Origin of the sequence: Brucella pseudintermedia, assembly GCF_008932435.1 — a bacterium.
Taxonomy (GTDB): Bacteria; Pseudomonadota; Alphaproteobacteria; order Rhizobiales; family Rhizobiaceae; genus Brucella; species Brucella pseudintermedia.
In genome coordinates this window covers 290,691-314,711 of the sequence record NZ_WBWE01000003.1, presented here as the reverse complement: position 1 = coordinate 314,711, position 24,021 = coordinate 290,691, and the positions used below count along the sequence as shown (strand labels likewise).

Below are 24,021 nucleotides of genomic sequence, written 5' to 3'. Positions count from 1 at the left end.
ACGCATCAATTTGGGCGGTTTGAAATGCACTTTCCCAGACACTCGCAGACAGATGAGAAGAGCGGCACTGGGTGCGGACCAGCCATCCGCCGCGCAGCCGCGCTGGCTCTGGCAGCTTCGGTATTGCTTCCCTCAGCGCAGGCGCAGGCCGCAAATTCGTTATTGGAGCTTTTTCAGCAGCGTCGCCAGCAGCAGGTGCCACAGGCGGCTCCCCAGCCGGAGCTTCCAAAGGCAGCAGCACCGAAAGCCGTTGCGGCTCCGCGTCCGTCCACGCCGAATACCGCCGCACGCAGCGTTCCGCCAGCGCAGCGCGTGACGGTGAAGGGACCGCAGATTTACGATTATAAGCCCGACGCCCTGGTCAATGTCGATTTCAGTGCGCTCGACATGGGCGTCACAGCCGCAACCGGGCCTGCCACCGTTGATCCGCCGACATCCGGCATGTCGCCCATCCGTCCAAAGGTCCGTGAGGAGACTGCCGGACAGCGTGCATTCGATGCGGCGATGGACTATCTGAAGTCCGTCAACGTCAAGGCCGAAAAAGAGATAGCACAGGCTATTGTCGACTATTATTCCAGCAAGCGCAGCTTCATGTGGTCGGCTGACGACAAGGTGCTGGACCGCGCCAAGGACGTCGCGGCTTTCTTTGCCCGTGCCGATGAAGACGGGCTCAATCCCGACGAATATGCGGTCACGATTCCGGCTGACGCTTTCGATGCTGCCGCCCAAGCCGAGCGCCAGCAGAAACTTGCAGAATTTGAAATCCGCATGTCGGCGCGCGCGCTGCGTTACGCCATTGACGCAGGCGAGGGGCGTGTCATCGCGGACCGGCTGAGCGGTTTCCACGATTTGCCGCGCAATCGCGTCGATCCGAAAGCGGTTCTTGAGAAACTGGCGTCGGAAAGCGATCCGGCTGCCTATCTGCATGGCTTCCAGCCGGATAATGCGCAATATGCAGCCTTGAAGCGCGAACTGGCGAATACCGAGCCGCCAACGGCCGAACCGATCCGCATCTCCCTCAACGGCGTCATCAAGCCGGGAGACAGGAACGATCAGCTCAGCAAGGTCGTTGCCCTGATCTCAAGACATGCGCCCGCCAGCTATCTGGCAGAGCACAGGCAGGTGCTGGACGCACATGCAAACGGCGACGTTTACGATCCGGAGCTGGTTGCGGCCATCAAGGACTACCAGAAGCTTTCCGGCAGCACGCCGGATGGCGTCATTGGCCGCAATACGCTTTCTGCCCTTCAGGGCGAGCAGTCCTCCATCAAGCGCGACCGTATCCTTTATTCCATGGAACGCCTGCGCTGGCTCCCGCATGATTTCGGCACGCGCTACGTGATGGTCAATCAGCCGGCTTACCGTGCGGAATATTTCGAGGATGGAAAAGAAAAGCTGGCCATGAATGTGGTCATCGGCTCTCCGAGCCACCAGACCTATTTCTTCTACAACAAGGTGCAGACGGTCGTTTTCAACCCGTCATGGGGTGTGCCGCGCTCGATCATCCTGAACGAGATGCTGCCGAAGGTCATACGGGACACGAGCTATCTCGACCGCAACGGCTATGAGGTTTATGCGGACGGCAAGAAGGTTTCGGCCAGCGCCGTCAACTGGAGCGCGGTTGCCGCAGGCAAGGCCCATGTCGGCATTCGCCAGAAACCGAGCCTCGACAATGCGCTGGGCGAACTCAAGATTCTGTTTCCCAATGCGCATGATATCTACATGCACGACACGCCAGCCAAATCCTATTTCAGCCGCGACATGCGGGCGCTCAGCCACGGCTGTATCCGTCTGGAACGCCCGCGTGACATGGCGGCTGCGGTCATGGGAACATCGGTGGCCGACCTTGAAAAATACTTCGGCAAGAACGAGCGCGGGATCAAGGTGAAGGAGCCGGTTCCGGTCTATATCTCCTATTTCACCGCATGGCCGGATGCGAACGGACAGATTCGCTACTATGGGGATGTCTACGACCGTGATTCCGGCTTGCAGAAGGCATTCGACAAGACTGCGGATTCGCGTCTGGCGGCGCTCTGAAATCCGTTGCCATATGAAAACAGAACGGCAATCATCGCTGGATGGTTGCCGTTTTTCTTTGTTGATGGGGCAGACAGACAGGAGATAAAATCTCTTTGGGAAGTGGCGCGCAAGATGCTTGACTTATGCAGCCCAAGGCCAGTATATCCGCACCACCTTGATTGAGCGCTGCTCATCGGGCGTGTAGCTCAGCGGGAGAGCATTCGCTTCACACGCGAAGGGTCACAGGTTCAATCCCTGTCACGCCCACCATTCCTACTTCAACGCCGAATGATCCGGCTCGCCGCACCTGCCGCGAGCGCGCAAAGAAGCCGAATTCCAGCTTGATCGATTGCGAGTTCTAGAAGCCACTGGTTAATGGTGCCATCGCTTATGTGAGTTTTCTGTCGAAGGCGGCGGCAGCGCGTCAAACTTTCATCGGTCTCAGGAACGTTCATATCTCCAAAGCATAATGCACGCGGCGATCACCGCCGCTGATGTCAGAACGCCTATGACAATAGAGAATAGAACCACTGCTTCACCCCTGCGACGTTTATTTTCTTTATGAGACGACACAATGACCGAGGAAAATCACTTCGTCAGGTCCGCAATGACGAATCAACATTTTTGACAGTTGAATTGACAGGTCGCGGCTTTTGCGCCCGAGACGCAACAGCGGTCATTATCGGGTTACGACGTATATTTCTTCATGCTGTTATAAAACCTTCATCGTCGCCGGTTAGGCGAGGGCGACCGCTTCTCGAGCGGATCGGACGGGCATTAAGGGGCAGACTAACAAAATCGCTGGAATGGTGGATTCGTCGTATGTTGCGACGATGAAGAGCATTTTTTTGCCGATCGTCGATTAAATGAAGTATATATAAAGTTATATGAAGTAGTTTTTATATCACATATAAATAATTCACAAAACTTACATCGAATAAACATTGATCAAATTATGGTGAATAAATATAGCGGTGGCGTCTAACCCTTCCATTGGAGACGCATTTTATGACTATCAGAAAAATACTTCTTGGTTCAGCTGCATCGCTCGTAGCGATTTCCGGCGCGCAGGCAGCCGATGCAATCGTGGCGCCTGAACCCGAAGCAGTCGAATATGTCCGCGTATGCGATGCATATGGCGCTGGCTATTTCTACATTCCGGGAACGGAAACCTGCCTGCGCATTCATGGCTACGTTCGCTATGATGCAAGCGGCGGCGACAACAACTATGCCCGCACCCCGGCACAGCTGGAGCGTGACACCTGGAACAAGCTGGCCCGCGTCAGCCTGCGTTTCTCCACCGCTTCCGAAACGGATCTCGGCACGCTCAAGACCTACAGCGAACTGCGCTACGACTGGACGGGCGACGGCAATGGCAAGGCCGACAATTATAATGGCGGTTCCACCAGCACATCGCTGCGTTATGCCTATATCCAGCTTGGCGGCCTGCGCGTCGGTCTCGATGAATCGGCCTTCGTTACCTTTACCGGTTATCTCGGCAACGTCATCAGCGACGACGTGATCCTCGCTGGCGGTTATCGTACCAACCTCATCAGCTATACCTTCAAGGGCGGAAACGGCTTCTCGGCCATCGTTTCGTTCGAAGAAGGCGGCAACTCCGATTCCAACGTTGATGTCACCATCAAGGACTACATGCCGCATGTGGTTGGCGGTCTCAAATACGAGCAGAGCTGGGGCAAGATCGCCGGCGTCGTAGCCTATGATGCCCGCAATGAGGAATGGGCCGGAAAGGTCCGCGGCGATGTCAACATCACGGATCAGTTCTCGGTCTGGCTGCAAGGCGCCTACAAGTCCAACGACGATCATTACGGTACGTCGGGTGGCTATCGCGTCCGTATCGTCGACTCGTTCTACGGCACGTGGGGCGGTGACTGGGCAGTCTGGGGCGGCGCAGCGTTCAAGGCGACCAGCAAGGCGACCTTCAACGTACAGGCCGCTTACGACGACAGCGAAACCTTCGCCGCAACCGCCAACGTCGCCTATCAGCTCGTTCCTGGCTTCACCATCACGCCTGAAGTTTCCTACACCAAGTGGCAGGACAAGAACACGAGCATGGACGGCAAGGACGCCTGGCAGGGCAAGATCCGTTTCCAGCGCTCGTTCTAACAGGCTGGCTGACAGTGCCGCCATCGGCACAAGCATTGTCGTAGAATTATGATGACCTCCAGTCCATGTTTCTAACGACAAAGGCGGCGACCGATCCGGTCGCCGCCTTTTTGTATTTGTATCGAAACGCCTGGTCGTGCGTTCGATTTTCAGTCGAGAACGTAGCAGGTCTTGGACTTGCCGCGTGCGGGATCACCGAAGGTGCGGTTGTCGCAGCGAACGCCATTGCGGAACACGCCTTCAGTAAAGCGGCCCTCGGCGCCGTAGCGGACGCGCTTGCGCCCGTAAAAATCGCAGAAACCGCCTTCCTTTGCGCAACGACTCCAGTCACGGTCACGGTCACGGTCGCGATCTTCGTAGCGGTCATACGGGTCATACCGGCCCGGACGATCGCGGCGATCAGGACGGCCCGGACGATCCGGCCTGTCCCAGCGATCCTGTACGACGAAGGAGCAGCTCTTCTTTTGACCGGGCGCGGGGTCGCCGAAGACGCGGTTGGAGCAGTTGACCTGCGGGCGGTCGATGAAGCGGGAGGTATTCCGTCCGCCAGTGCCGTAAACCACTTCGGCCGGGTAGGGCAGCTGGCAAATTCCGTTCTCGCTGGCGCAGCGCTGCAGCTGTGCTGCCGATGCCGGCGCAACGAGCGGGGCGAGGACGGTTACCAGGCCGCCAAGGCATATTGAAGCAACGGTCGTCTTGAGTGCAGGTATCATGATGAGTCCCTCTGATATCGGTGAAATATGCTTTAGTTCCGGTATCTTGAACAGAGGATGAATGTGCTGTGTCCAATGGGAATTTTGCCAGCTGGTTAAGAATTCCATGAGGCGGGGTCGACAAACATTTTCTGCTCTGGTTTGCTGCGGCAAGAATGAGGTTATGAAATGCATCGACTGCCTTTTCGTTTCAAATCGATCATCGTTGTTCTGGCGGCCATGGTCGCCGTTGGGTTTTATGTCGGCCACAAAACGAAAGAAGCGCGCCAGACATCGCTTGTTCAACGTTCCGCGCCATCTGAAGCTGGAATATAGTCCCGCTCTTTTGCTCGGAACGAGCTTCCTTTCCCGCAGGTTTCATGAAATGAAACACTCACGTTCACTGTTCGGGAGGCTGCACACATGCACGGCGAATATAAAGTCCACGGTGGAAAACTTGTCGTAGTTGATCTGGATGTCCGCGACGGACGCTTAAGCGATGTGCAGGTTGCGGGAGATTTCTTCCTTGAGCCGGATGAGGCTTTGCAGGATATCCGCAACGCTGTTGAAGGTCTCTCCGCCGATGCCTCGTCGGAGCAGATCGCAGACGCGGTGAGGGTGGGTCTTCGTCCGGATGCCATGATGCTCGGTTTCAGCCCCGAAGCGGTGGCGATTGCCGTCCGGCGCGCACTGGGCGTTGCACGCACATGGCGGGATTTTGAGTGGCAGATCGTCGAAATGCCTGCGGTTTCGCCCGCGATGCATCTGGCGCTCGACGAGGTTCTGGCAAAGGAAGTCGCCGCCGGACGCCGCGCGCCAACATTGCGTTTCTGGGAATGGGAACGCCCCGCCATCATCATCGGCGCGTTCCAGTCGCTGCGCAACGAAGTCGATATGGAGGCAACGCGCGAATTTGGCGTCGAGACTGTCCGGCGCGTGACCGGCGGCGGCGCCATGTTCGTTGAACCTGGCAGCACCATAAGTTATTCGCTTTATGCACCCGGCGAACTTGTCCGCGACATGAGCTTCGCCGATTCCTATGCATTTCTGGACGATTGGGTGCTGAAAGCGCTCAATTCGCTTGGCATCGATGCGTTTTACAAGCCGCTCAACGATATTTCGAGCTCCAAGGGCAAGATTGGTGGCGCGGCGCAGAAGCGCTTTTCCAAGGGAACGGTCCTCCATCATGTGACCATGGCCTATGACATGGACGCCGAGAAAATGGTGAAAGTCCTGCGCATCGGGCGCGAGAAATTGAGCGACAAGGGCACGGCAAGTGCCGTCAAGCGTGTCGATCCGGTTCGCAGCCAGACGGGGCTGCCGCGCGAGGAAGTCATCAAGCGCATGAAGGACACCTTCGTGTCCCTCAATGGCGGCGTCAGCGGCACCATCACGCCGGAGGAATATGTGGCGGCGGAAAAGCTCGTAATCGAGAAATTCTCGACCGAGCAGTGGCTGCACAACATTCCCTGAACATTCTGTCACGCTCACAATCGCGAAGTGGGGTGACTTGCCCGTGCTGTCATGGCATAGGGTGGCCGCAACGCGACCGCCTTAAGTTCCCATCCTCTCGCAAAGTCCTCCCGTTTCATGATCCGTATCGACAATATCAGCAAGTCCAACAGCCATCGCATTCTCTATATCGAGGCGTCCGCCGCTTTGAACCGCGGCGAAAAGATCGGCCTTGTGGGGCCCAACGGTGCGGGCAAAACGACACTGTTCCGGATGATTACGGGCGATGAACAGCCGGACGAAGGGCAGGTTTCCGTCGAGAAAGGCGTGACAATCGGCTATTTCGACCAGAACGTCGGGGAAATGGGCGGGCGTTCTGCCGTGGCGGAAGTCATGGAAGGTGCTGGCCCCGTCAGCGTGGTTGCGGCGGAACTCCGCGAGCTTGAAGCCGCGATGGTCGATCCTGACCGCATGGACGAGATGGATGCGATCATCGAGCGCTACGGTGAAGTGCAGGCGCGATATGAAGAGCTGGACGGCTATGGTCTGGATGGCCGCGCGCGCGAGGTTCTGGCGGGCCTGAGCTTCACGCAGGAAATGATGGACGGCGATGTCGGCAAGCTCTCCGGCGGCTGGAAAATGCGTGTTGCGCTGGCGCGCATCCTGCTGATGCGCCCGGATGTGATGCTGCTCGACGAACCGAGCAACCATCTCGATCTGGAGAGCCTCATCTGGCTGGAAGCGTTCCTTAGAAATTACGACGGCGCGTTGCTGATGACCTCGCACGACCGCGAATTCATGAACCGCATCGTCACCAAGATTATCGAAATCGACGGCGGCTCGCTGACGACCTATTCCGGCGATTATGCCTTCTATGAGAGCCAACGGGCGCTGAATGAAAAGCAGCAGCAGGCCCAGTTTGAACGTCAGCAGGCAATGCTTGCCAAGGAGATCAAGTTCATCGAGCGCTTCAAGGCGCGTGCTTCCCATGCTTCGCAAGTCCAAAGCCGCGTGAAGAAGCTGGAGAAGATCGATCGCGTCGAGCCACCGCGCCGCCGCCAAACGGTCGCCTTCGATTTCGCGCCTGCGCCGCGTTCGGGCGAGGACGTGGTGAGCCTGAAGGGCGTGCACAAGACTTATGGCAGCCGCACGATCTATGACGGTTTTGACTTCATGGTGCGCCGCCGCGAACGCTGGTGCATCATGGGTGTCAACGGCGCTGGAAAATCGACGCTGCTGAAGCTGGTTGCCGGCGCTGCCGAACCGGACAAGGGCAGTGTCAATATCGGCGCGAGCGTCAAGCTCGGCTATTTCGCGCAACATGCGATGGATGTGCTTGACGGCGACGCGACGATACTTGAATGGCTGGAAGAGCGCTTTCCAAAGGCGGGGCAGGCGCCGCTTCGGGCACTCGCCGGCTGCTTTGGTTTCTCCGGTGACGACATCGAAAAGAAGTGCCGTGTGCTTTCGGGCGGCGAAAAGGCGCGCCTTGTCATGGCAGCGATGCTTTTCGATCCGCCGAACTTCCTCGTTCTGGACGAGCCGACCAACCATCTTGATCTCGATACCAAGGAAATGCTCATCAAGGCGCTTGCAGCCTATGAAGGCACGATGCTGTTCGTATCGCACGACCGGCATTTTCTTGGCGCATTGTCGAACCGGGTTCTGGAACTGACTCCTGACGGCATTCACCAATATGGCGGCGGTTATACGGAATATGTCGAGCGGACGGGGCAGGAGGCCCCGGGCTTGCGTTCGTAACAGCGGAAGCTGTCGCAACTTTGCTCTGATTTCTCAAAATAAGTCGTTGATGCACATGCGCGGTTCGGTTAGAAACGCGCATGTAAAGGCTTCGAGCCTTCCGGCTATGCACCCGTAGCTCAGCTGGATAGAGTGCTGCCCTCCGAAGGCAGAGGTCACAGGTTCGAATCCTGTCGGGTGCGCCATAAAAATCAAGTACTTAGAAACATTATTGATTTAGCCTAGGTAGCAAATAGGTAGCGCCACGGCGGGTTTCGTCCCGGTTTTTCGGGCGAGTTTGCTTAGTCGCGATCCGATTAAAAGCATGACAATTGGGAGTCGGAAGCTGCGTTTGCGGCGCAGGGGCCTTTAAGCGTCTGGCCTCGCCTGAGTCCTGTATGGTTCTATACATGATGCATAAAGCCATACCAACCTGAAGGCGGTATAGTCGTTCAAGTCTCGTATGGTCCACCGCATGGGGCGGTAAACCATATCAAACCTGAATCCACTTTCATTGCGGGCGAGTCTCTTCAGCGTTCAGTCCTGTATGGCTTTACGCTTCATGCGTAGGACCATACCAACATTTACCTACGTTCCTTTCCGATAAACCTTTCAACGTTTATTCTCGCGACAGGCCTGTATGGCCCCTTTCCATTCGAAAGCGACCATACGAACCTGAAACCGATTTCGTTTCGGGCGAGTCTTTTTGCGCTTAGCGGCGTCCGAGTCTTTGAACCATACAATGGCACGGTGCGATTAGCCTTACGAACCTGAATCCAGTTTCTTATCCGACGAGTCTTTTCAACTTTTGCCGTTATTCGAGTCTTTGGACCATACAATACGCCGCGCGGATGGACCGTATAATGTTGATTGCCACTGAGAACTGACCCAGCGTGGCCTGATATTTCCATTGAGAATTGGCTCTGACGCAGATTTGCTGAAGTAGAAGCCCTATGATGTACCAATCAGCCGTGCTTGCAGAAGGTCGAGTTTTGCGCGCCCGTACATCTGGCGTTTGATCAGTTTCAGGCGGGTAATTTGGCCTTCTGTTTGCCCGTTCGACCAAGGGGAGACGATAGCATTTCGGACTGCATCGAGGTCCTTTTCAACGCCGCCTACAAAGGACCCAATCAAACTGTCCCTGGCGGTTTCAAGCCAGCCTTCAAGTTTCGCCGCTGACTTTGAACGGATCATAGATTGAAAGTCCCCAATGGCCTTGCGGGCAGCAACCAACTCCGGAACGTTCACTTCGATTGCCGCGACAAGGATAGCCTCGGATTTTGCCAGGTCATCGCGTGCGGCGGTCATCAGTCGAGCAATAACCCGCGACGATGGCGTGCGCGCAAATCCGCTCTGGCCTGCCTTCTCAGCCAAACGTCGACGTTGTGCCCATTGCGAGACAACACCGCTCTGTCCTGGGAAGCCTTTTGCTTTCATCTCGCGCCACAGCGCCAAGGCGTTTCGCGCCCCTTCTTCCCAACGGTTGTTAAGCCATGGCAGCCAGTTATCCAGCGAACTCGGCTTCGTTCGGAATACATCGAGGCGTTGACCACGCAGGACATCGCGAACCAGTTTTCGGCTATGACCGGTTTGCCGGACAATCTGCCGAATTGATATTCCCTTCTTGGCCAATCCTTGTATCGCCTCATTGGTCTCCTGACGGCGCAGATATCCTTCATACTGTAGCCTTTCCGCGTAAGTTAGAAGCTTGGGATCAACGACGTTGCTGCCGACCGCTTGCCTGATATGGCGCATCGACTTGCCAACCGCATCCAGAAACGCCCGGCTCGAGTTTTCCATAAGGTGCCATCGATCGGCGACCTGTTCAGCGTCAGGTAAAGCTTTCGCGATGGCCTCACCATAGCCACCGCCCCGATCGCGGGCGACAATCGATATTGACTGGTGTCCGGCAAGCCATGCTCTAGACGTATCCAACGCACGATCCGGCAGAAGGGTGACTGGCCGCCGGCGCTTCAGATCGCAAATGATCGTTCCATATGTCTGGCCGCGTCGGAAGGCAAAATCATCAATGCCGATGACCGTTAGCTCATCGTTCTGATCAGCCGTTCGGCGGCGAACCACCCGTAGCAACGTGTCGTTGCTCACTGGCACCATCAGGCGCTCGGCAAAGGCCGCCGCAGGCCTGCCGCCAAGCGCGAGACCGAGGTGGTGGACAATTGTCTCCAGCCGTTGGGTCCGCCGACCATAGCGTGCCAGGACACCGTCATTGAACTGTTCGCAGAAGATGCGCCGCCCACATAAAACGGCATCACACCAGAACCGACGCGCCACAATCGTCAGCTCCACTCGCCGACCACAAAGGGGCAAGTCCGCTGGCCTTCTCAGATATCGGCTTTGAACGCGGCGGCTCGACCGCCCACAACTGGGGCAAAGCCCTGAGGGAGAACGTGATCGTAACAGGATTTGCACGCTCTCGTCGGCGAACTGCACTGAATCTACCAAAAAACCGTCCGGTGCGAGACCCGTGCGCTGAAATCGATGTTGCATTGCTGATCCTTCCAGTGAACCAGCGAAAGTCTGCATACCAACAACAGCAAATATGAGTCAGAGCCAATTCTCGGTGGAAACGCCGGGTCAGTTCTCAGTGGCAATCAACACAACAGGGTAAAACTGTCATCGCTGCTACCATCGTCGATAAAGATGAATTCGATGGCGATCCCAAACTCGGTAGCTGTTCTGTCAGCAATCACGTTAAGCTTGGCGAGCAAATCTGCCAAACCTTCCGCCTCATTATAGACCGGAATGATGATGCAGAGGGTCCTGGCGCTCATGACGGTTTCTTTGCGAAAATGATAACGGTTGAAATGATAAAATTAAGTATCGAGACAAATGCAAGCGCAATGAGTAACACGACAGCAAGCGGCAGGCCAGTGTACAGGCCACCCTGCAAGACAATCGCTCGCAAGAAGAAGATCAGGCAGGTCCAAATCATAAAGAGGACGTAGCGCCGAAACAGGTTTCCCGTTGTGTCTCCGTATGTGATGCGGACGTGGAAGAAAAACACCGTAGATCCGCTGATAACCATGGCAATTGCCAGCGCGACAGACGGATATAAATTCAGATAATGGCTTGAACAGAGGGTCACGATATAGTCGATGACAGCCCCTATTGCGGAGCCGCCGGCAAAGCGAGGAAAACGCTTCAGCATCTTGCAAGCCGATTTTTGTACGGTCCCATCATTCTTCCTGAAGTTGTCTCCGCACGCCGAATGGATTCCGGGCTACAGGTTTGACATTTGATAGCAGGCCCGCGTCGCATCGTTGAGAAAGTAGGCCAAAAAGGGGCGGAGTCCAAAGCTAGCGCTCGTGGACAAAGGGCATCAACTGCCGCCATTGTACCGAAGGATGGTTGATCTAAGCTATCCATCGCATGCGGATCCTTTCAGGCGTGCAGATGGTCAGGGAAGAGCAGGCGTTTTCGACACCGATCTGTTGAGGTTTTTGCTTGTCCATCCCTGATGGAAGAATTGTGCCTCAGTCCCAGCACGACATCGATGTTCTGCCCAAACGAAAAGACATTGTGCAAGCCGCGCCGAACGATCTAATGATAACAACGGGGGAGAAATTATGACGAGTCGGCAATGTGCGTTGCCGGCGTGAATCTTCCCCTTTGCAAGGGGCCGAACCGGAAGATCAATTCCGGGAAAGCCAATACGAAATGGGAGGAATTGGAATGCGCGTTATAAAGCGTATCGCTGTGGCAGCTTCGATGGTGGGGATCGTGGCCACGACAGGTGGTTTGGCAATTGGCGCTGCGAGCGCCGAAGAACCGCTGAAACTGATTATCGGAACCGAAGGCGCTTACCCGCCGTTCAATTTCATCAACCCGGATGGCTCTCTGTCGGGCTTTGATGTCGATATCGCACGGGCGCTTTGCGAGGAGATGAAGGCCGAGTGCACATTCATCACCCAGGAGTGGGACGGCACCATTCCGGCACTTCAGGCCGGGAAGTTCGACGCTTATGTTTCTTCCATGTCGATCACCGAAGAGCGCAAGAAACAGGTTGATTTTTCCAATAAATACTACAACACGCCGCCTGGGATCGCCGCGCCGAAGGACACCGACATCAAGGGCGTGACCAAGGAAGACCTGGCGGGCAAGACGATCGGTGTTCAGGTCTCCACGACCCACGCGAATTATGCCGAACACGCCTTCACCGACAGCACCATCAAGGCCTATCCGACAGCAGAGGAATATCGCCTCGACATGGCCAACGGCCGCCTTGATGCCGTCAACGATGACAGCGTAACCTTGAGCGAGTGGCTGAAGACGCCGGATGGCGCCTGCTGCAAGATGGTCGGCACCTATCCGCCCGATGACAACATCCACGGTGTTGGCGTCGGCGTTGCCTTGAAGAAGGGTAGGCCTGAACTGGTTGAAAAGTTCAACAATGCGATCAAGGCCATTCGCGCTAACGGCAAGTACAAGGAAGTCAACGACAAGTACTTTGATTTCGACGCTTACGGCCCTGAAAAATAAGTGCAAAAGGCCGCTGGCCGTCCGACCTTTGCAATGCCGCCATAGGCGGCATTGCTTTCAGCCTGTTATGGTTACCGCAAACGGTGCTTCCATAAAAACATGAGGCGGTTGTTGGAATTGAGAATTTTCCTGCCGGCAAGGACAATGTCTGATCTTGCCAAGCACGGGAGTTCAAAATGTACCGAATACTGTGCCTGATGGTTTCCAGTGTCGCGCTCGCTCATATTTCTTCATATGACCGGGGAAATATGCCAATCGCAACTTATTCTGCAGCCAAGGGCTGCGTTTGCGATAAGAATCGCCAGCCGGTCTCCGCATGTCTGGATGTTTGCCAGTGGACCAATTGAATATAGTGAGGAACTGAAAAGGCACGGGAGAGCAAATGCGGCCTGAAAATCTCGTCATTCGCGCAGTGGAAGCCGCAGATGCGGAAGGTCTCACCCATTTGCAGAACATGCCGGGATTCCGGTTTGGTACGTTACGTATTCCGTTTCAACGCCTTGAGACGACACGCAAGTAGCTGGAGTCTCTTGGACCGGAATCGACAGTTATCGTTGCGACAATCAATGACAAGATCGTCGGAAACGCTGGTTTGCTCCGGCACGCTGGACGGCGGAGTCATTGCGCAGCACTCATCATGGGCATACATGACGATCATGTCGGCAAGGGGATCGGCACGGCATTCATGACCGAACTGATCGACATTGCCGACAACTGGCTTGGTCTGAAACGCCTTGAACTCACTGTTTACGTCGACAATGCTCCCGCAATCCGCCTTTATGAAAAGTTCGGCTTTGTTTCGGAAGGCATACGTCGGCAAGATACTTTCCGGGCTGGCGAATTTGTCGACTCCCTTGCAATGGCCCGGCTCAATTTCTGACGCCGTTCCTCGCGGTTATCGCACCGCTACGACTGCGGCCCAGTCGGTGACACGTTTGTCAAAGGCGCTGCCGGTCCAGCATTCAATTTCGATGCCGGACCAGTAGCCGTTGGCGTTCCAATAGCCCTGCAACTCTTGCGACGATAGATAATTGTAATAGCGGCCAAGCGCGTCGTGGCCTTCAGCCGCGCCGGTCTTGAAGCTGGCCCACACAATCCCGCCTTTCACCAAGGCAGCATGAACGCGTTCGATGACAGGACCAAGTTCGGCCCTGGGCACGTGGGTCAGCGAGGCGCAGGCGTAAATACCGTCATATTTCTCGACCGCTGAAAGCTCGTCAAACATCATCGTGCGGACGGGCTGCCCGAGCCGTTTCGAAGCGATCGCTGCCAGTTCGGAGGAGCCATCCGTCGCATCGAGCTGAAATCCGGCGTTCAGAATGGCGCTGGCATCGGTGCCAGAGCCTGTTCCCAGTTCCAGGATTCGCCCGCCTGGGGTGCAGCGCTTCAGAAAGTCGAATAGTTTCGGGTTCGGCATGTTGCCGTCATCCGCATAGTCGACCGCATTGGAATTGTAGAAATCCAGCGTGTTGTCCCGCATGTCGGAGAATCCTTCCCGGTTTCGCATAGCCCGGAAATCCGGATTTGGCGCGCTCTTATGCAGCGAAATCGCATCGTATTGAAGTCCTGAAAGCCTCAAAGACGCGGCTTTCTTGGGCCGCTTCGGTGTTCCCATGTTCCGGTTGGCTTAACGCACAGAATAACGTTGCATTTTCGCCACAATGCGTTGCATAGATGCAACGCTATTGGGTAACATGGTTAATATGAACACGGCGAATCTGACGGCGAACATGAACGGCGAGAAACCATCATCGCAAAGCGGCGAGGGGCGCAGGCTTCTGGCCCTGCCTGGCATTATCACCGTCATTTCGGCGCTTGTTACCGCTTCGATTTCCTTTGCAATTCTGATCGGCATTACCCCGATCACGCCGGACCGGACCGTGACGCTGGCATTGGTCATCATCAATGTCGCACTGATCCTGTTCCTCATTCTGCTTATTTGTCGCGAAGTTTACCGTATCGTCATGGCCCGGCGGCTTGGAAAGGCCGCGTCGCGCCTGCATGTCCGCATCGTGGCGCTGTTTTCTCTGATCGCTGCGGTGCCCGCCATCGTGGTTGCAATCGTTGCGTCGGTCACGCTCAACCTCGGTCTCGACCGCTGGTTCGATACCAACACGCGCGATATCGTGAACTCATCGCAGAGCCTGACCACTGCATATATCCGCGAAACTGCGCTCAACCTGCAAAGCACCTCCTATTCGATGTTGCAGGATCTGGACGCGCAGCGCACCGTTTACAGTCTCGACCGTAATTTTTTCATAGAACTAATGACGCTGCAGGCGCGTGGCCGCGGTCTGCTCGGTGCGTTTCTGGTGCGTGAAAACGGCGCTGTGGTCGTCAAAAGCGATACCGGTGTCGAGGATCGCCTGCCGCCGCCGACCGAGGATGCGCTGAAAACGGCGCCGGATGGCAAGCCCGTCATCATTCCGCCCGGCAACAGTAATTTCGTCGGCGCAATCATCAAGATGCGCGAGATACCGGACGTCTATCTCTATACGGTCCGTGCTGTCGATTCCCAGATCCTCGACGCCATGCGCCTGATGGAAGCCAATACCAAGCGCTATCAGGAAATGGACGCCAACCGCATCCCGACGCAGATCGCCTTTGCGCTGCTCTATTTCGGCCTGACGCTTATCGTTCTGCTTTCGGCGATCTGGACCGGGATTGCCGTCGCCGACCGGCTGGTGCGCCCGATCCGGCTGCTGATTGGTGCGTCCGACGATGTGGCGGCAGGTAACCTCGACGTTTCGGTTCCGGTGCGCACCTCCGATGGAGACGTTGGCGCATTGTCCGGTACTTTCAACAACATGGTCGCCGAACTTAAGAGCCAGCGTAATGAACTGATTTCCGCCAAGGACCAGATTGACGAGCGCCGCCGGTTCTCCGAGGCCGTGCTTTCTGGCGTGACAGCGGGCGTTATCGGAATCGAGACGGACGGTTGCATTTCCATCCTGAACCGCTCGGCGGAACATATGTTCGGCGTCACGTCTGAAAATGCAGTCGGCAGGAACCTTACCAGCATAGCCCCGGAGATCGGTCAGGCTTTCGAGGTCGCCCGCTCGACAGGACGCGCCGTTCACCGCGAACAGGTGAGCATGACACGCGGCGGCGTGGCGCGCACCTTCAACGTGCAGGTGACGGTGGAGGATACTGAATCCGAAGATCATTCCTATGTGGTGACGGTGGACGACATTACCGATCTGGTGCAGGCGCAGCGTTCGTCTGCCTGGGCGGATGTCGCGCGCCGCATCGCGCATGAGATCAAGAACCCGCTTACGCCGATCCAGCTTTCCGCAGAACGCATCCGTCGTCGCTACGGCAAGGTGATTACCGAGGATCGCGAGGTTTTCGACCAGTGTACGGATACGATCATTCGCCAGGTTGGCGATATCGGCCGCATGGTCGATGAATTCTCCGCCTTTGCCCGTATGCCGAAGCCGGAAATGCGACTAATGGACATGCGCGAGGCATTGCGCGAGGCGTCCTTCCTGGTCGAAGTCAGCCGCAGCGATATTCGTTTCCAGAACGATTTTGGCTCAGAAAAGCTGGTCGGCTCGTTCGACAGCCGCCTGATCGGGCAGGCATTCGGCAATGTCATCAAGAATGCCAGCGAAGCCATTGACGGACTTCCCAAGGAAGATCGCGATGGCGGGCATATCCTCATCCGTTCCTATCAGGCGGATGGGCAACTGGTTGTCGATGTGATCGACAATGGCAAGGGCCTGCCGGGCGACGACCGCCAGAAGCTGCTCGAACCTTACATGACGACGCGGGAGAAAGGCACCGGCCTTGGCCTCGCGATTGTCCGCAAGATCGTCGAGGATCATGGCGGGCATCTGGAATTGCATGACGCGCCACCGGACTTCCACGGTGGACGGGGCGCGATGATACGTATGGTCTTTCCGCAGGCGCCTGCTGCCGAAGCTGGCACCAATGCGGATAATGACGAAAAGAACATAGCTGGACAGGTGATTTGATATGGCTGCCGATATTCTTGTAGTTGATGACGAAGCGGATATCCGGGAACTCGTGGCAGGCATTTTGAGCGATGAAGGCCACGAAACCCGCACGGCCTTCGATGCGGACAGTGCGCTCGCCGCGATCAACGATCGCGTTCCCCGGCTGGTTTTTCTGGATATATGGCTGCAGGGCAGCCGTCTGGACGGCCTTGCGCTGCTTGATGAAATCAAGAAACAGCACCCCGAACTGCCGGTCGTGATGATTTCCGGTCACGGCAATATCGAAACGGCCGTTTCCGCAATCCGTCGGGGAGCCTATGATTTCATCGAAAAGCCGTTCAAGGCGGACCGTCTGATCCTTATTGCGGAACGGGCGCTTGAAACCTCGAAGCTGAAGCGCGAGGTTTCCAACCTGCGCAAGCGCAGCGGCGATCATCTGGAGCTTATCGGCACGTCCCTGGCGATGAACCAGCTGCGCCAGACCATCGAGCGTGTCGCGCCGACCAATAGCCGCATCATGATTACCGGCCCATCGGGCGCCGGCAAGGAACTTGCCGCGCGCGCCATCCATGCGCAGTCGAGCCGCGCCAACGGGCCGTTTGTGACGGTCAATGCCGCGACCATCACGCCGGAGCGCATGGAGATCGAGCTTTTCGGCACCGAAATGGACGGCGGTGAGCGCAAGGTGGGCGCTCTGGAAGAAGCCCATGGCGGCATCCTCTATCTCGATGAAGTGGCCGATATGCCGCGCGAGACGCAGAACAAGATTTTGCGCGTGCTTGTCGACCAGCAGTTTGAACGCGTGGGCGGCACCAAGCGCGTGAAAGTAGACGTGCGCATCATCTCGTCCACGGCGCAGAATCTCGAAGGCATGATCGCGGAAGGCACGTTCCGCGAAGACCTGTTTCACCGTCTGTCGGTGGTGCCGGTGCAGGTGCCGCCGCTTGCGGCCCGGCGCGAGGACATTCCGTCACTTGTCGAGTATTTCATGAAGCAGATCGCCGAACAGGCGGGCATCAAGCCGCGCAAGATCGGCTCCGACGCCATGGCGGTTTTGCAGGCGCATAGCTGGCCGGGCAATCTTCGCCAGCTTCGCAACAATGTCGAACGCCTGATGATTCTGGCGCGCGGCGACGATCCCGAAGCGCCAGTGACGGCTGATCTTCTTCCGGCTGAAATTGGTGACACGCTGCCGCGTGCGCCGACGGAATCCGACCAGCACATCATGGCGCTTCCGCTGCGCGAGGCGCGCGAGCGTTTCGAGAAGGAATATCTGATCGCCCAGATCAACCGGTTCGGCGGCAATATTTCGCGCACGGCGGAGTTTGTTGGCATGGAGCGTTCGGCGCTGCATCGCAAACTGAAATCTCTCGGCGTATGATGAAAGCAGGGTTCGGGCGCACGGAGCGGTCATGCGGGTAATCGTTTGCGGAGCAGGGCAGGTCGGATACGGCATAGCCGAGCGGCTTGCCGCCGAGGAGAACGACGTCTCGGTTATCGACACATCGGCCCGCCATATCGAGATCGTGCGCGACACGCTCGATGTCCGTGGATTTGTCGGGCACGGTTCGCAGCCGGACGTGCTCGCTGCCGCTGGCGCCGACGAAGCGGATATGATCATTGCCGTCACATTGTCCGACGAGGTCAATATGGTGGCCTGTCAGGTGGCGCATTCGGTTTTCAACGTACCTACCAAGATCGCCCGCATCCGTGCCCAGTCTTATCTCAAGGCCGAATATCAGGATCTTTTCCTGCGCGAAAACCTGCCGATCGACGTGATCATTTCGCCCGAGCTGGAAGTGGGCGAGGTGGTCCTGCGGCGCATCGCCTTGCAGGGTGCGACGGACGTGCTGCGCTTTGCCGACGACAAGATCATCGGCCTTGCCATCGAATGTCTTGAGGAATGTCCGGTCATCAACACGCCGCTGAAGCAGTTGACCGATCTGTTTCCCGATCTTGCGGCAACCGTCGTCGGCGTGGTGCGCAATGACAGCCTCTTTATCCCCCGTTCTTCAGACGAATTGAATGCGGGCGATCTGGCCTATGTCGTGACGACGCGCGAGCAGGTCCGCCGCACATTGGGTCTGTTCGGGCATGAGAAGCCGGAAGCCAGCCGCATCGTGATCGCAGGCGGCGGCAATATCGGCCTGTATGTCGCCAAGGCCATCGAGGACCGCAAATGGCATACGCGCGTCAAGATGATCGAAAGTGAGCACGAGCGCGCCTTCGCCATTGCCGATCAGTTGAAGCGTACCATGGTGCTGCACGGCAGCGCGCTCGACCAGAACCTGCTTCAGGAGGCAGATGTTCAGGATGCCGACCTGATGGTCGCGCTCACCAATCAGGATCAGGTCAATATCCTGTCGAGCATCATGGCGAAACGGCTGGGCTGCAAGTCCAACATGGCGCTGCTCAATACGGTTGCCTATCAGGATTTCACCCATATGGTGGGGATCGACGCCTATATAAATCCGAAGGCGGTCACGATCTCGAAGATCCTCCAGCATGTCCGGCGAGGCCGCATCCGTGCGGTCTATAGCGTTTATCGCGACATGGCCGAACTGATCGAAGCCGAGGCTCTGGAAACATCCTCGCTCGTCGGCGCGCCGCTGCGCGATCTCGACTTGCCGGAAGGCCTGCGAATCGGCGCAATCTATCGTGACGGGCAGGTCATCCGTCCGAACGGCGATGTGCGGATCAAGCCCAAGGATCGCGTCGTCATTTTCGCAACGTCCGACGCGGTAAAACACGTGGAACAGATGTTCCGTGTCAGTCTGGAGTTCTTCTGATCGACAGCTCAGGGACAGCGAGGCTTCGCAGCTTTGTTTTCCTGCCGGATGCTGCGGTCGGCGTCATATTGGAAGTCCCGCTATTATCAGCCCTGCTGGAATTTGGCACGAGACTAATGAAATTGACGGTTGCACAAAGATTCCCATCCTGTTAACCGAAGCTGAATAGCGAAGCAGTTGTCTTTCCACAGCAATTGCAGTCGGGCATCGGTTTTGCACGCTCCGGTGCTTGATTTATGTGCATGCGCGTGTTCGTTTAACACATCGCGAGCTGGCTGCTGATCGATTAAAGGAATAAAAACAATGGCTGAACGATCGCAAAATCTACAAGACCTTTTTCTGAACTCTGTACGCAAGCAGAAGATTTCGCTGACGATTTTCCTTATCAATGGCGTGAAACTGACCGGCATTGTGACGTCCTTCGATAATTTCTGCGTGCTTCTGCGTCGTGACGGTCATTCGCAGCTTGTCTACAAGCATGCGATTTCGACGATCATGCCAAGCCAGCCTGTGCAGATGTTCGAAGGCGAAGAAGCCTGACGCTTTCCGAATACCATTGGAGCGAATTAGCCTAGGTTGTCCGCTCCAGTTTTTGTTTCTGCTGATGATAGCCGGACATGCAATGCCTGTCCGGTTCGTCATGTTTAAACAATCCGGGGCGTCTTTCATTTGAAACAGCTTTAGCGGTGACTTATCTGCATGGGCAGATAAAGCGCGTTTCCGCGTCCCGGAGTGAACATTGTCCAAATTCAAGGATAAGAAGCCTACATCTGCCGATGCGGACAAGGGCTTTGAACTGTCAGAACCAGAACCGACAAGGGCGGCTGTTGTCGTTCCCATCCTGCCGGAGCGGTATAATACGGGTACGTCAGCGGAAGACGGGGCTCGCCCCGAATTCCAGCGCTCGAATGAAGCGCGGCTTGAGGAAGCCGTAGGGCTTGCCCGCGCAATCAGCCTCGATATCGAACATGCCGAAATCGCCATTGTTGCCAATCCTCGCCCCGCGACCCTTTTGGGCACGGGCAAGGTGGAAGCGATTGCCGAGGTTGTGAAAGAAAAGGCCATCGGGCTCGTGATCGTTGATCACGCGTTGACCCCGGTGCAGCAGCGCAATCTCGAAAAGGAATGGAACGTCAAGGTTATCGACCGTACGGGGCTTATCCTTGAAATTTTCGGCGAGCGCGCGCGCACCAAGGAAGGCGCCTTGCAGGTCGAGCTGGCGCATCTGAACTATCAGAAGGGCCGTCTGGTCCGAAGCTGGACCCACCTTGAGCGCCAGCGCGGTGGCGGCGGCTTCCTCGGCGGTCCGGGTGAAACACAGATCGAGGCCGACCGCCGCTTGCTGCAGGAAAAGATCCTGAAGATCAAGCGCGAGCTCGAAACGGTTGTCCGCACCCGCACGCTGCACCGCCAGAAGCGACGCAAGGTGCCGCATCCGATTGTGGCGCTTGTCGGTTATACCAATGCCGGAAAGTCCACGCTTTTCAATCGCATGACAGGTGCTGAGGTGCTGGCAGAAGACATGCTCTTCGCCACGCTCGACCCGACATTGCGCCGCATTCGCCTTCCGCATGGCGAAACGGTCATCCTGTCGGATACGGTGGGTTTCATCTCGAACCTGCCGCACCATCTGGTCGCCGCATTCCGCGCCACGCTTGAAGAGGTGGTTGAAGCCGATCTGATCCTGCACGTCCGCGACATTTCCGATCCGGACAATGCCGCGCAGGCTGAAGACGTGGAAAGCATTCTGTCGGGACTGGGCATCGAGCCTCAAGACCCAAAGCGCGTCGTCGAAATCTGGAACAAGATCGACAATCTTGACGAAAGCGGGCGTGAAGCTGCTTTGCGCCTTGCCGCAGCCGGCAGCGAGGAGGGGCGTCCTATCCCTCTCTCCGCCATTACCGGCGAAGGCGTTGACAGGTTGCTTTCGCTGATCGAAACCCGGATAGCGGGTTCGCTCGGCGCGGTCGATGTGGTGCTGTCTCCTTTCCAGCTTCATCTTCTCGACTGGATTTACCAGCATGGCAGCAATGTCGAGCGCGAGAATCTGGAAGACGGCTCCGTGCGCATCAAGGCGCGGCTTACCGAAGTGGCTCGCAAAACGCTGGACGAGAAGCGCGGCATTCGGCCTGAAAAGCCGGAGTCCGACTGGGAATAGAGCGCCACTTGCGGAACAGGGGCGCAACGCCCTATGTATGGAACACGCACGATTCAAAAACTATTCACTTCGCCATAAATATATCCAGAGGCCCATAATGAGAGATCCGATCGAAACCGTCATGAACCTCGTCCCGATGGTGGTTGAGCAGACCAACCGTGGCGAACGGGCCTATGATATTTTCTCGCGCCTTTTGAAGGAACGCATCATCTTCGTGAACGGACCGGTTGAAGACGGTATGTCGATGCTGGTATGCGCGCAGCTTCTCTTTCTCGAAGCGGAAAACCCGAAGAAAGAGATCAACATGTACATCAATTCGCCCGGCGGCGTCGTGACGTCTGGCATGGCGATCTATGATACGATGCAGTTCATCCGCCCGCCGGTTTCCACGCTTTGCATGGGCCAGGCCGCCTCGATGGGCTCGCTGCTCCTGACGGCGGGCGCCACCGGCCAGCGTTATGCGCTGCCGAATGCGCGCATCATGGTCCACCAGCCATCGGGCGGTTTCCAGGGGCAGGCCTCGGACATTGAGCGCCATGCGCAGGACATCATCAAGATGAAGCGCCGCCTGAATGAAATCTACGTCAAGCATACGGGCCGCGATTACGAGACGATCGAACGCACGCTCGACCGCGACCATTTCATGACCGCGCAGGAAGCGCTCGAATTCGGCCTCATCGACAAGGTGGTCGAAGCGCGCGACGTTGGCGCGGACGAATCGAAGTAAGAGCCGGAATCTCCGGCTCGCACCTGTTTTTAGCGCCCTTTGCCACAAAAGGGGCCCAATTCTTGCACCTACGTGATGGTTAATGCGCCGCGTTAAGCATCTGTTGGGGTTCAGGGCGCTAAACTTGGTCAGATTATGCCGAATCTTTGCCGGGAACTTATTTTTCATTTGTTCGGCGGTGCAGCTTCTGCAAAAGTCGCCAGATGGCTCCTTCGGTCGGGGAGCCATACGGTGACGAATCCACTGGCCGTTGATGACAGGCCCAAAACTACAGGCAGCGCGTATCTGCTGCTGTTGTGACCGGCGGGAGGCGCGTTTCTCCTCCAGTGCTGGGTCCGAACCGGAAGAAACGATCGATCTGAACACCCAAGGTTCGTTTCGATCAATTGAAAGGAAACTGCAATGAGCAAAGTCAGCAACAGCGGCGGCGATTCCAAGAATACGCTCTATTGCTCGTTCTGCGGCAAAAGCCAGCATGAAGTGCGCAAGCTGATTGCAGGCCCGACCGTTTTCATCTGCGACGAGTGCGTCGAACTCTGCATGGACATCATCCGCGAGGAAAACAAGTCCTCCATGGTGAAGTCCCGCGAGGGCGTGCCCACGCCGCAGGAAATCATGGCCGTCCTTGACGATTACGTCATCGGCCAGAAGGATGCCAAGCGCGTTCTGTCGGTTGCGGTACACAATCACTACAAGCGTCTCGCCCATCAGTCGAAGAACAGCGACATCGAGCTTGCGAAGTCGAACATTCTGCTCGTGGGTCCCACGGGCTGCGGCAAGACCTATCTTGCCCAGACGCTCGCCCGCATCATCGATGTGCCGTTCACCATGGCCGATGCGACGACGCTGACGGAAGCAGGCTATGTCGGTGAAGATGTCGAGAACATCATCCTCAAGCTGCTTCAGGCTGCCGATTACAACGTGGAACGCGCACAGCGCGGCATCGTCTATATCGACGAGGTCGACAAGATCAGCCGCAAGTCGGACAATCCGTCCATCACGCGCGACGTATCGGGCGAGGGCGTCCAGCAGGCGCTTTTGAAGATCATGGAAGGCACCGTCGCTTCCGTGCCGCCGCAGGGTGGCCGCAAGCATCCGCAGCAGGAATTCCTGCAGGTGGACACGACGAATATCCTTTTCATCTGCGGCGGCGCTTTTGCCGGTCTGGACAAGATCATCTCCGCGCGCGGCGAAAAGACTTCCATCGGCTTCGGCGCCACCGTCAAGTCGGTCGATGAGCGCCGCATCGGCGACGTCTTCAAGGAACTGGAGCCGGAAGATCTTCTGAAATTCGGCCTTATTCCGGAATTCGTTGGCCGTCTGCCAGTGATCGCGACGCTCGAAGACCTTGATGTCGATGCACTGGTGCAGATCCTGACCGAGCCGAAGAACGCGCTCGTGAAGCAGTATCAGCGCCTGTTCGACATGGAAAATGTCGAGCTGAGCTTCCACGACGATGCCCTGCGGGCGATTGCCAACAAGGCGGTCGAGCGCAAGACGGGTGCACGCGGCCTGCGTTCGATCATGGAAAAGATCCTGCTCGATACGATGTTCGAGCTTCCGACGCTGGAAGGCGTGCAGGAAGTGGTTATTTCCGGCGATGTGGTGGATGGCAGCGCCCGTCCGCTCTATATCTATGCCGAGCGGCAGGACGAAAAGGGTAATGTTTCCGCCTGAGCGGCAGCATTTGCTCCAGAAAAGGCCGCGCAAGCGGCCTTTTTCATGTGCCGAGCTTGCGTGAGGCTTGACCTGTCATTATTGCAGGGCAGCAATCTGGATACAGGCCAGGCTGGATATTGTACTAATGCGCGGCACAGCGCAGGATAGATGACGATTCTATGAAAGCCATCCCCATAAA

Annotated in this window: 16 protein-coding genes, 2 tRNA genes and 3 pseudogenes; 16 read left to right on the top strand and 5 right to left on the bottom strand. The window is 56.8% G+C overall.

Annotated elements, in window-relative coordinates:
• Positions 1-24 precede the first annotated feature (24 nt).
• The 3 genes from F9K78_RS06040 (at position 25) to F9K78_RS06030 (ending at position 4,146) form a co-directional block, all read left to right on the top strand.
• Positions 25-2,037, top strand: coding sequence for a L,D-transpeptidase family protein (locus F9K78_RS06040; RefSeq protein WP_121986056.1), 2,013 nt, complete (start codon positions 25-27; stop codon positions 2,035-2,037).
• Positions 2,038-2,214: 177 nt separating this feature from the next.
• Positions 2,215-2,289, top strand: a tRNA-Val gene (locus F9K78_RS06035).
• 738 nt (positions 2,290-3,027) lie between these two features.
• Positions 3,028-4,146 (top strand): porin, encoded by a 1,119-nt coding sequence (locus F9K78_RS06030; protein WP_121986055.1) that lies wholly within the window; start codon positions 3,028-3,030, stop codon positions 4,144-4,146.
• 149 nt (positions 4,147-4,295) lie between these two features.
• Here F9K78_RS06030 and F9K78_RS06025 read toward each other — a convergent pair whose 3' ends face one another.
• Positions 4,296-4,859 (bottom strand): hypothetical protein, encoded by a 564-nt coding sequence (locus tag F9K78_RS06025; RefSeq protein WP_121983839.1) that lies wholly within the window; start codon positions 4,857-4,859, stop codon positions 4,296-4,298.
• Positions 4,860-5,261: 402 nt separating this feature from the next.
• Between F9K78_RS06025 and F9K78_RS06020 the strand changes: the two genes are divergently transcribed.
• From F9K78_RS06020 to F9K78_RS06010, 3 genes are all read left to right on the top strand, one after another.
• Positions 5,262-6,311 (top strand): lipoate--protein ligase family protein, encoded by a 1,050-nt coding sequence (locus F9K78_RS06020; protein ID WP_151682100.1) that lies wholly within the window; start codon positions 5,262-5,264, stop codon positions 6,309-6,311.
• A gap of 117 nt (positions 6,312-6,428) precedes the next feature.
• Positions 6,429-8,051, top strand: a complete 1,623-nt coding sequence (locus tag F9K78_RS06015) for an ABC-F family ATP-binding cassette domain-containing protein (protein ID WP_121983841.1) — start codon at positions 6,429-6,431, stop codon at positions 8,049-8,051.
• A gap of 108 nt (positions 8,052-8,159) precedes the next feature.
• A tRNA-Arg gene (locus F9K78_RS06010) sits at positions 8,160-8,236 on the top strand.
• A 745-nt stretch (positions 8,237-8,981) separates the two neighbouring features.
• Here the strand turns inward: F9K78_RS06010 and F9K78_RS06005 are convergent.
• From F9K78_RS06005 to F9K78_RS05995, 3 genes and pseudogenes are all read right to left on the bottom strand, one after another.
• Positions 8,982-10,538, bottom strand: a complete 1,557-nt coding sequence (locus F9K78_RS06005; protein ID WP_122066409.1) for an ISL3 family transposase — start codon at positions 10,536-10,538, stop codon at positions 8,982-8,984.
• A 110-nt stretch (positions 10,539-10,648) separates the two neighbouring features.
• A pseudogene (locus F9K78_RS06000) lies at positions 10,649-10,822 on the bottom strand (glycosyltransferase); the annotation flags it as partial.
• Positions 10,819-11,199 carry a GtrA family protein gene (locus tag F9K78_RS05995; RefSeq protein ID WP_121986398.1) on the bottom strand — a complete coding sequence of 127 codons (381 nt, stop codon included), beginning with the start codon at positions 11,197-11,199 and terminating at the stop codon, positions 10,819-10,821. The pseudogene F9K78_RS06000 and the gene F9K78_RS05995, both read right to left, overlap by 4 nt.
• A 524-nt stretch (positions 11,200-11,723) precedes the next feature.
• Between F9K78_RS05995 and F9K78_RS05990 the strand changes: the two genes are divergently transcribed.
• Together F9K78_RS05990 and F9K78_RS05985 are read left to right on the top strand one after the other, a co-directional pair.
• Positions 11,724-12,530 carry an ABC transporter substrate-binding protein gene (locus F9K78_RS05990; protein ID WP_376903206.1) on the top strand — a complete coding sequence of 269 codons (807 nt, stop codon included), beginning with the start codon at positions 11,724-11,726 and terminating at the stop codon, positions 12,528-12,530.
• Positions 12,531-12,912: 382 nt separating this feature from the next.
• A pseudogene (locus F9K78_RS05985) lies at positions 12,913-13,410 on the top strand (GNAT family N-acetyltransferase).
• A 15-nt stretch (positions 13,411-13,425) separates the two neighbouring features.
• Here the strand turns inward: F9K78_RS05985 and F9K78_RS05980 are convergent.
• Entirely contained in the window at positions 13,426-14,010 is a 585-nt protein-coding gene (locus F9K78_RS05980) for a class I SAM-dependent methyltransferase (RefSeq protein WP_121986399.1), read from the bottom strand.
• A gap of 181 nt (positions 14,011-14,191) precedes the next feature.
• On the opposite strand from F9K78_RS05980, the gene F9K78_RS05975 reads away from it, so the two are divergent.
• The 8 genes and pseudogenes from F9K78_RS05975 (at position 14,192) to clpX (ending at position 23,840) form a co-directional block, all read left to right on the top strand.
• Entirely contained in the window at positions 14,192-16,507 is a 2,316-nt protein-coding gene (locus F9K78_RS05975) for a sensor histidine kinase NtrY-like (RefSeq protein ID WP_121983121.1), read from the top strand.
• 1 nt (position 16,508) lies between these two features.
• Entirely contained in the window at positions 16,509-17,870 is a 1,362-nt protein-coding gene (gene ntrX / locus F9K78_RS05970; protein WP_121983122.1) for a nitrogen assimilation response regulator NtrX, read from the top strand.
• A 31-nt stretch (positions 17,871-17,901) separates the two neighbouring features.
• Positions 17,902-19,278, top strand: a complete 1,377-nt coding sequence (gene trkA / locus F9K78_RS05965) for a Trk system potassium transporter TrkA (RefSeq protein WP_121983123.1) — start codon at positions 17,902-17,904, stop codon at positions 19,276-19,278.
• A gap of 67 nt (positions 19,279-19,345) precedes the next feature.
• Positions 19,346-19,576: pseudogene (locus F9K78_RS22055) on the top strand (hypothetical protein).
• Between the two features lie 5 nt (positions 19,577-19,581).
• A complete protein-coding gene (gene hfq / locus F9K78_RS05955) occupies positions 19,582-19,818 on the top strand; it encodes an RNA chaperone Hfq (protein ID WP_002964239.1) in 237 nt (78 codons plus the stop codon).
• A gap of 199 nt (positions 19,819-20,017) precedes the next feature.
• Positions 20,018-21,436 carry a GTPase HflX gene (hflX, locus tag F9K78_RS05950; protein WP_122066433.1) on the top strand — a complete coding sequence of 473 codons (1,419 nt, stop codon included), beginning with the start codon at positions 20,018-20,020 and terminating at the stop codon, positions 21,434-21,436.
• A 97-nt stretch (positions 21,437-21,533) separates the two neighbouring features.
• On the top strand, positions 21,534-22,163 hold the full coding sequence (clpP, locus tag F9K78_RS05945) for an ATP-dependent Clp endopeptidase proteolytic subunit ClpP (protein WP_112588234.1): 630 nt from the start codon (positions 21,534-21,536) through the stop codon (positions 22,161-22,163).
• A gap of 402 nt (positions 22,164-22,565) precedes the next feature.
• Positions 22,566-23,840: an ATP-dependent Clp protease ATP-binding subunit ClpX gene (gene clpX, locus F9K78_RS05940; protein ID WP_121983125.1), complete on the top strand. Its 1,275-nt coding sequence runs from the start codon at positions 22,566-22,568 to the stop codon at positions 23,838-23,840.
• Positions 23,841-24,021: the final 181 nt, after the last annotated feature.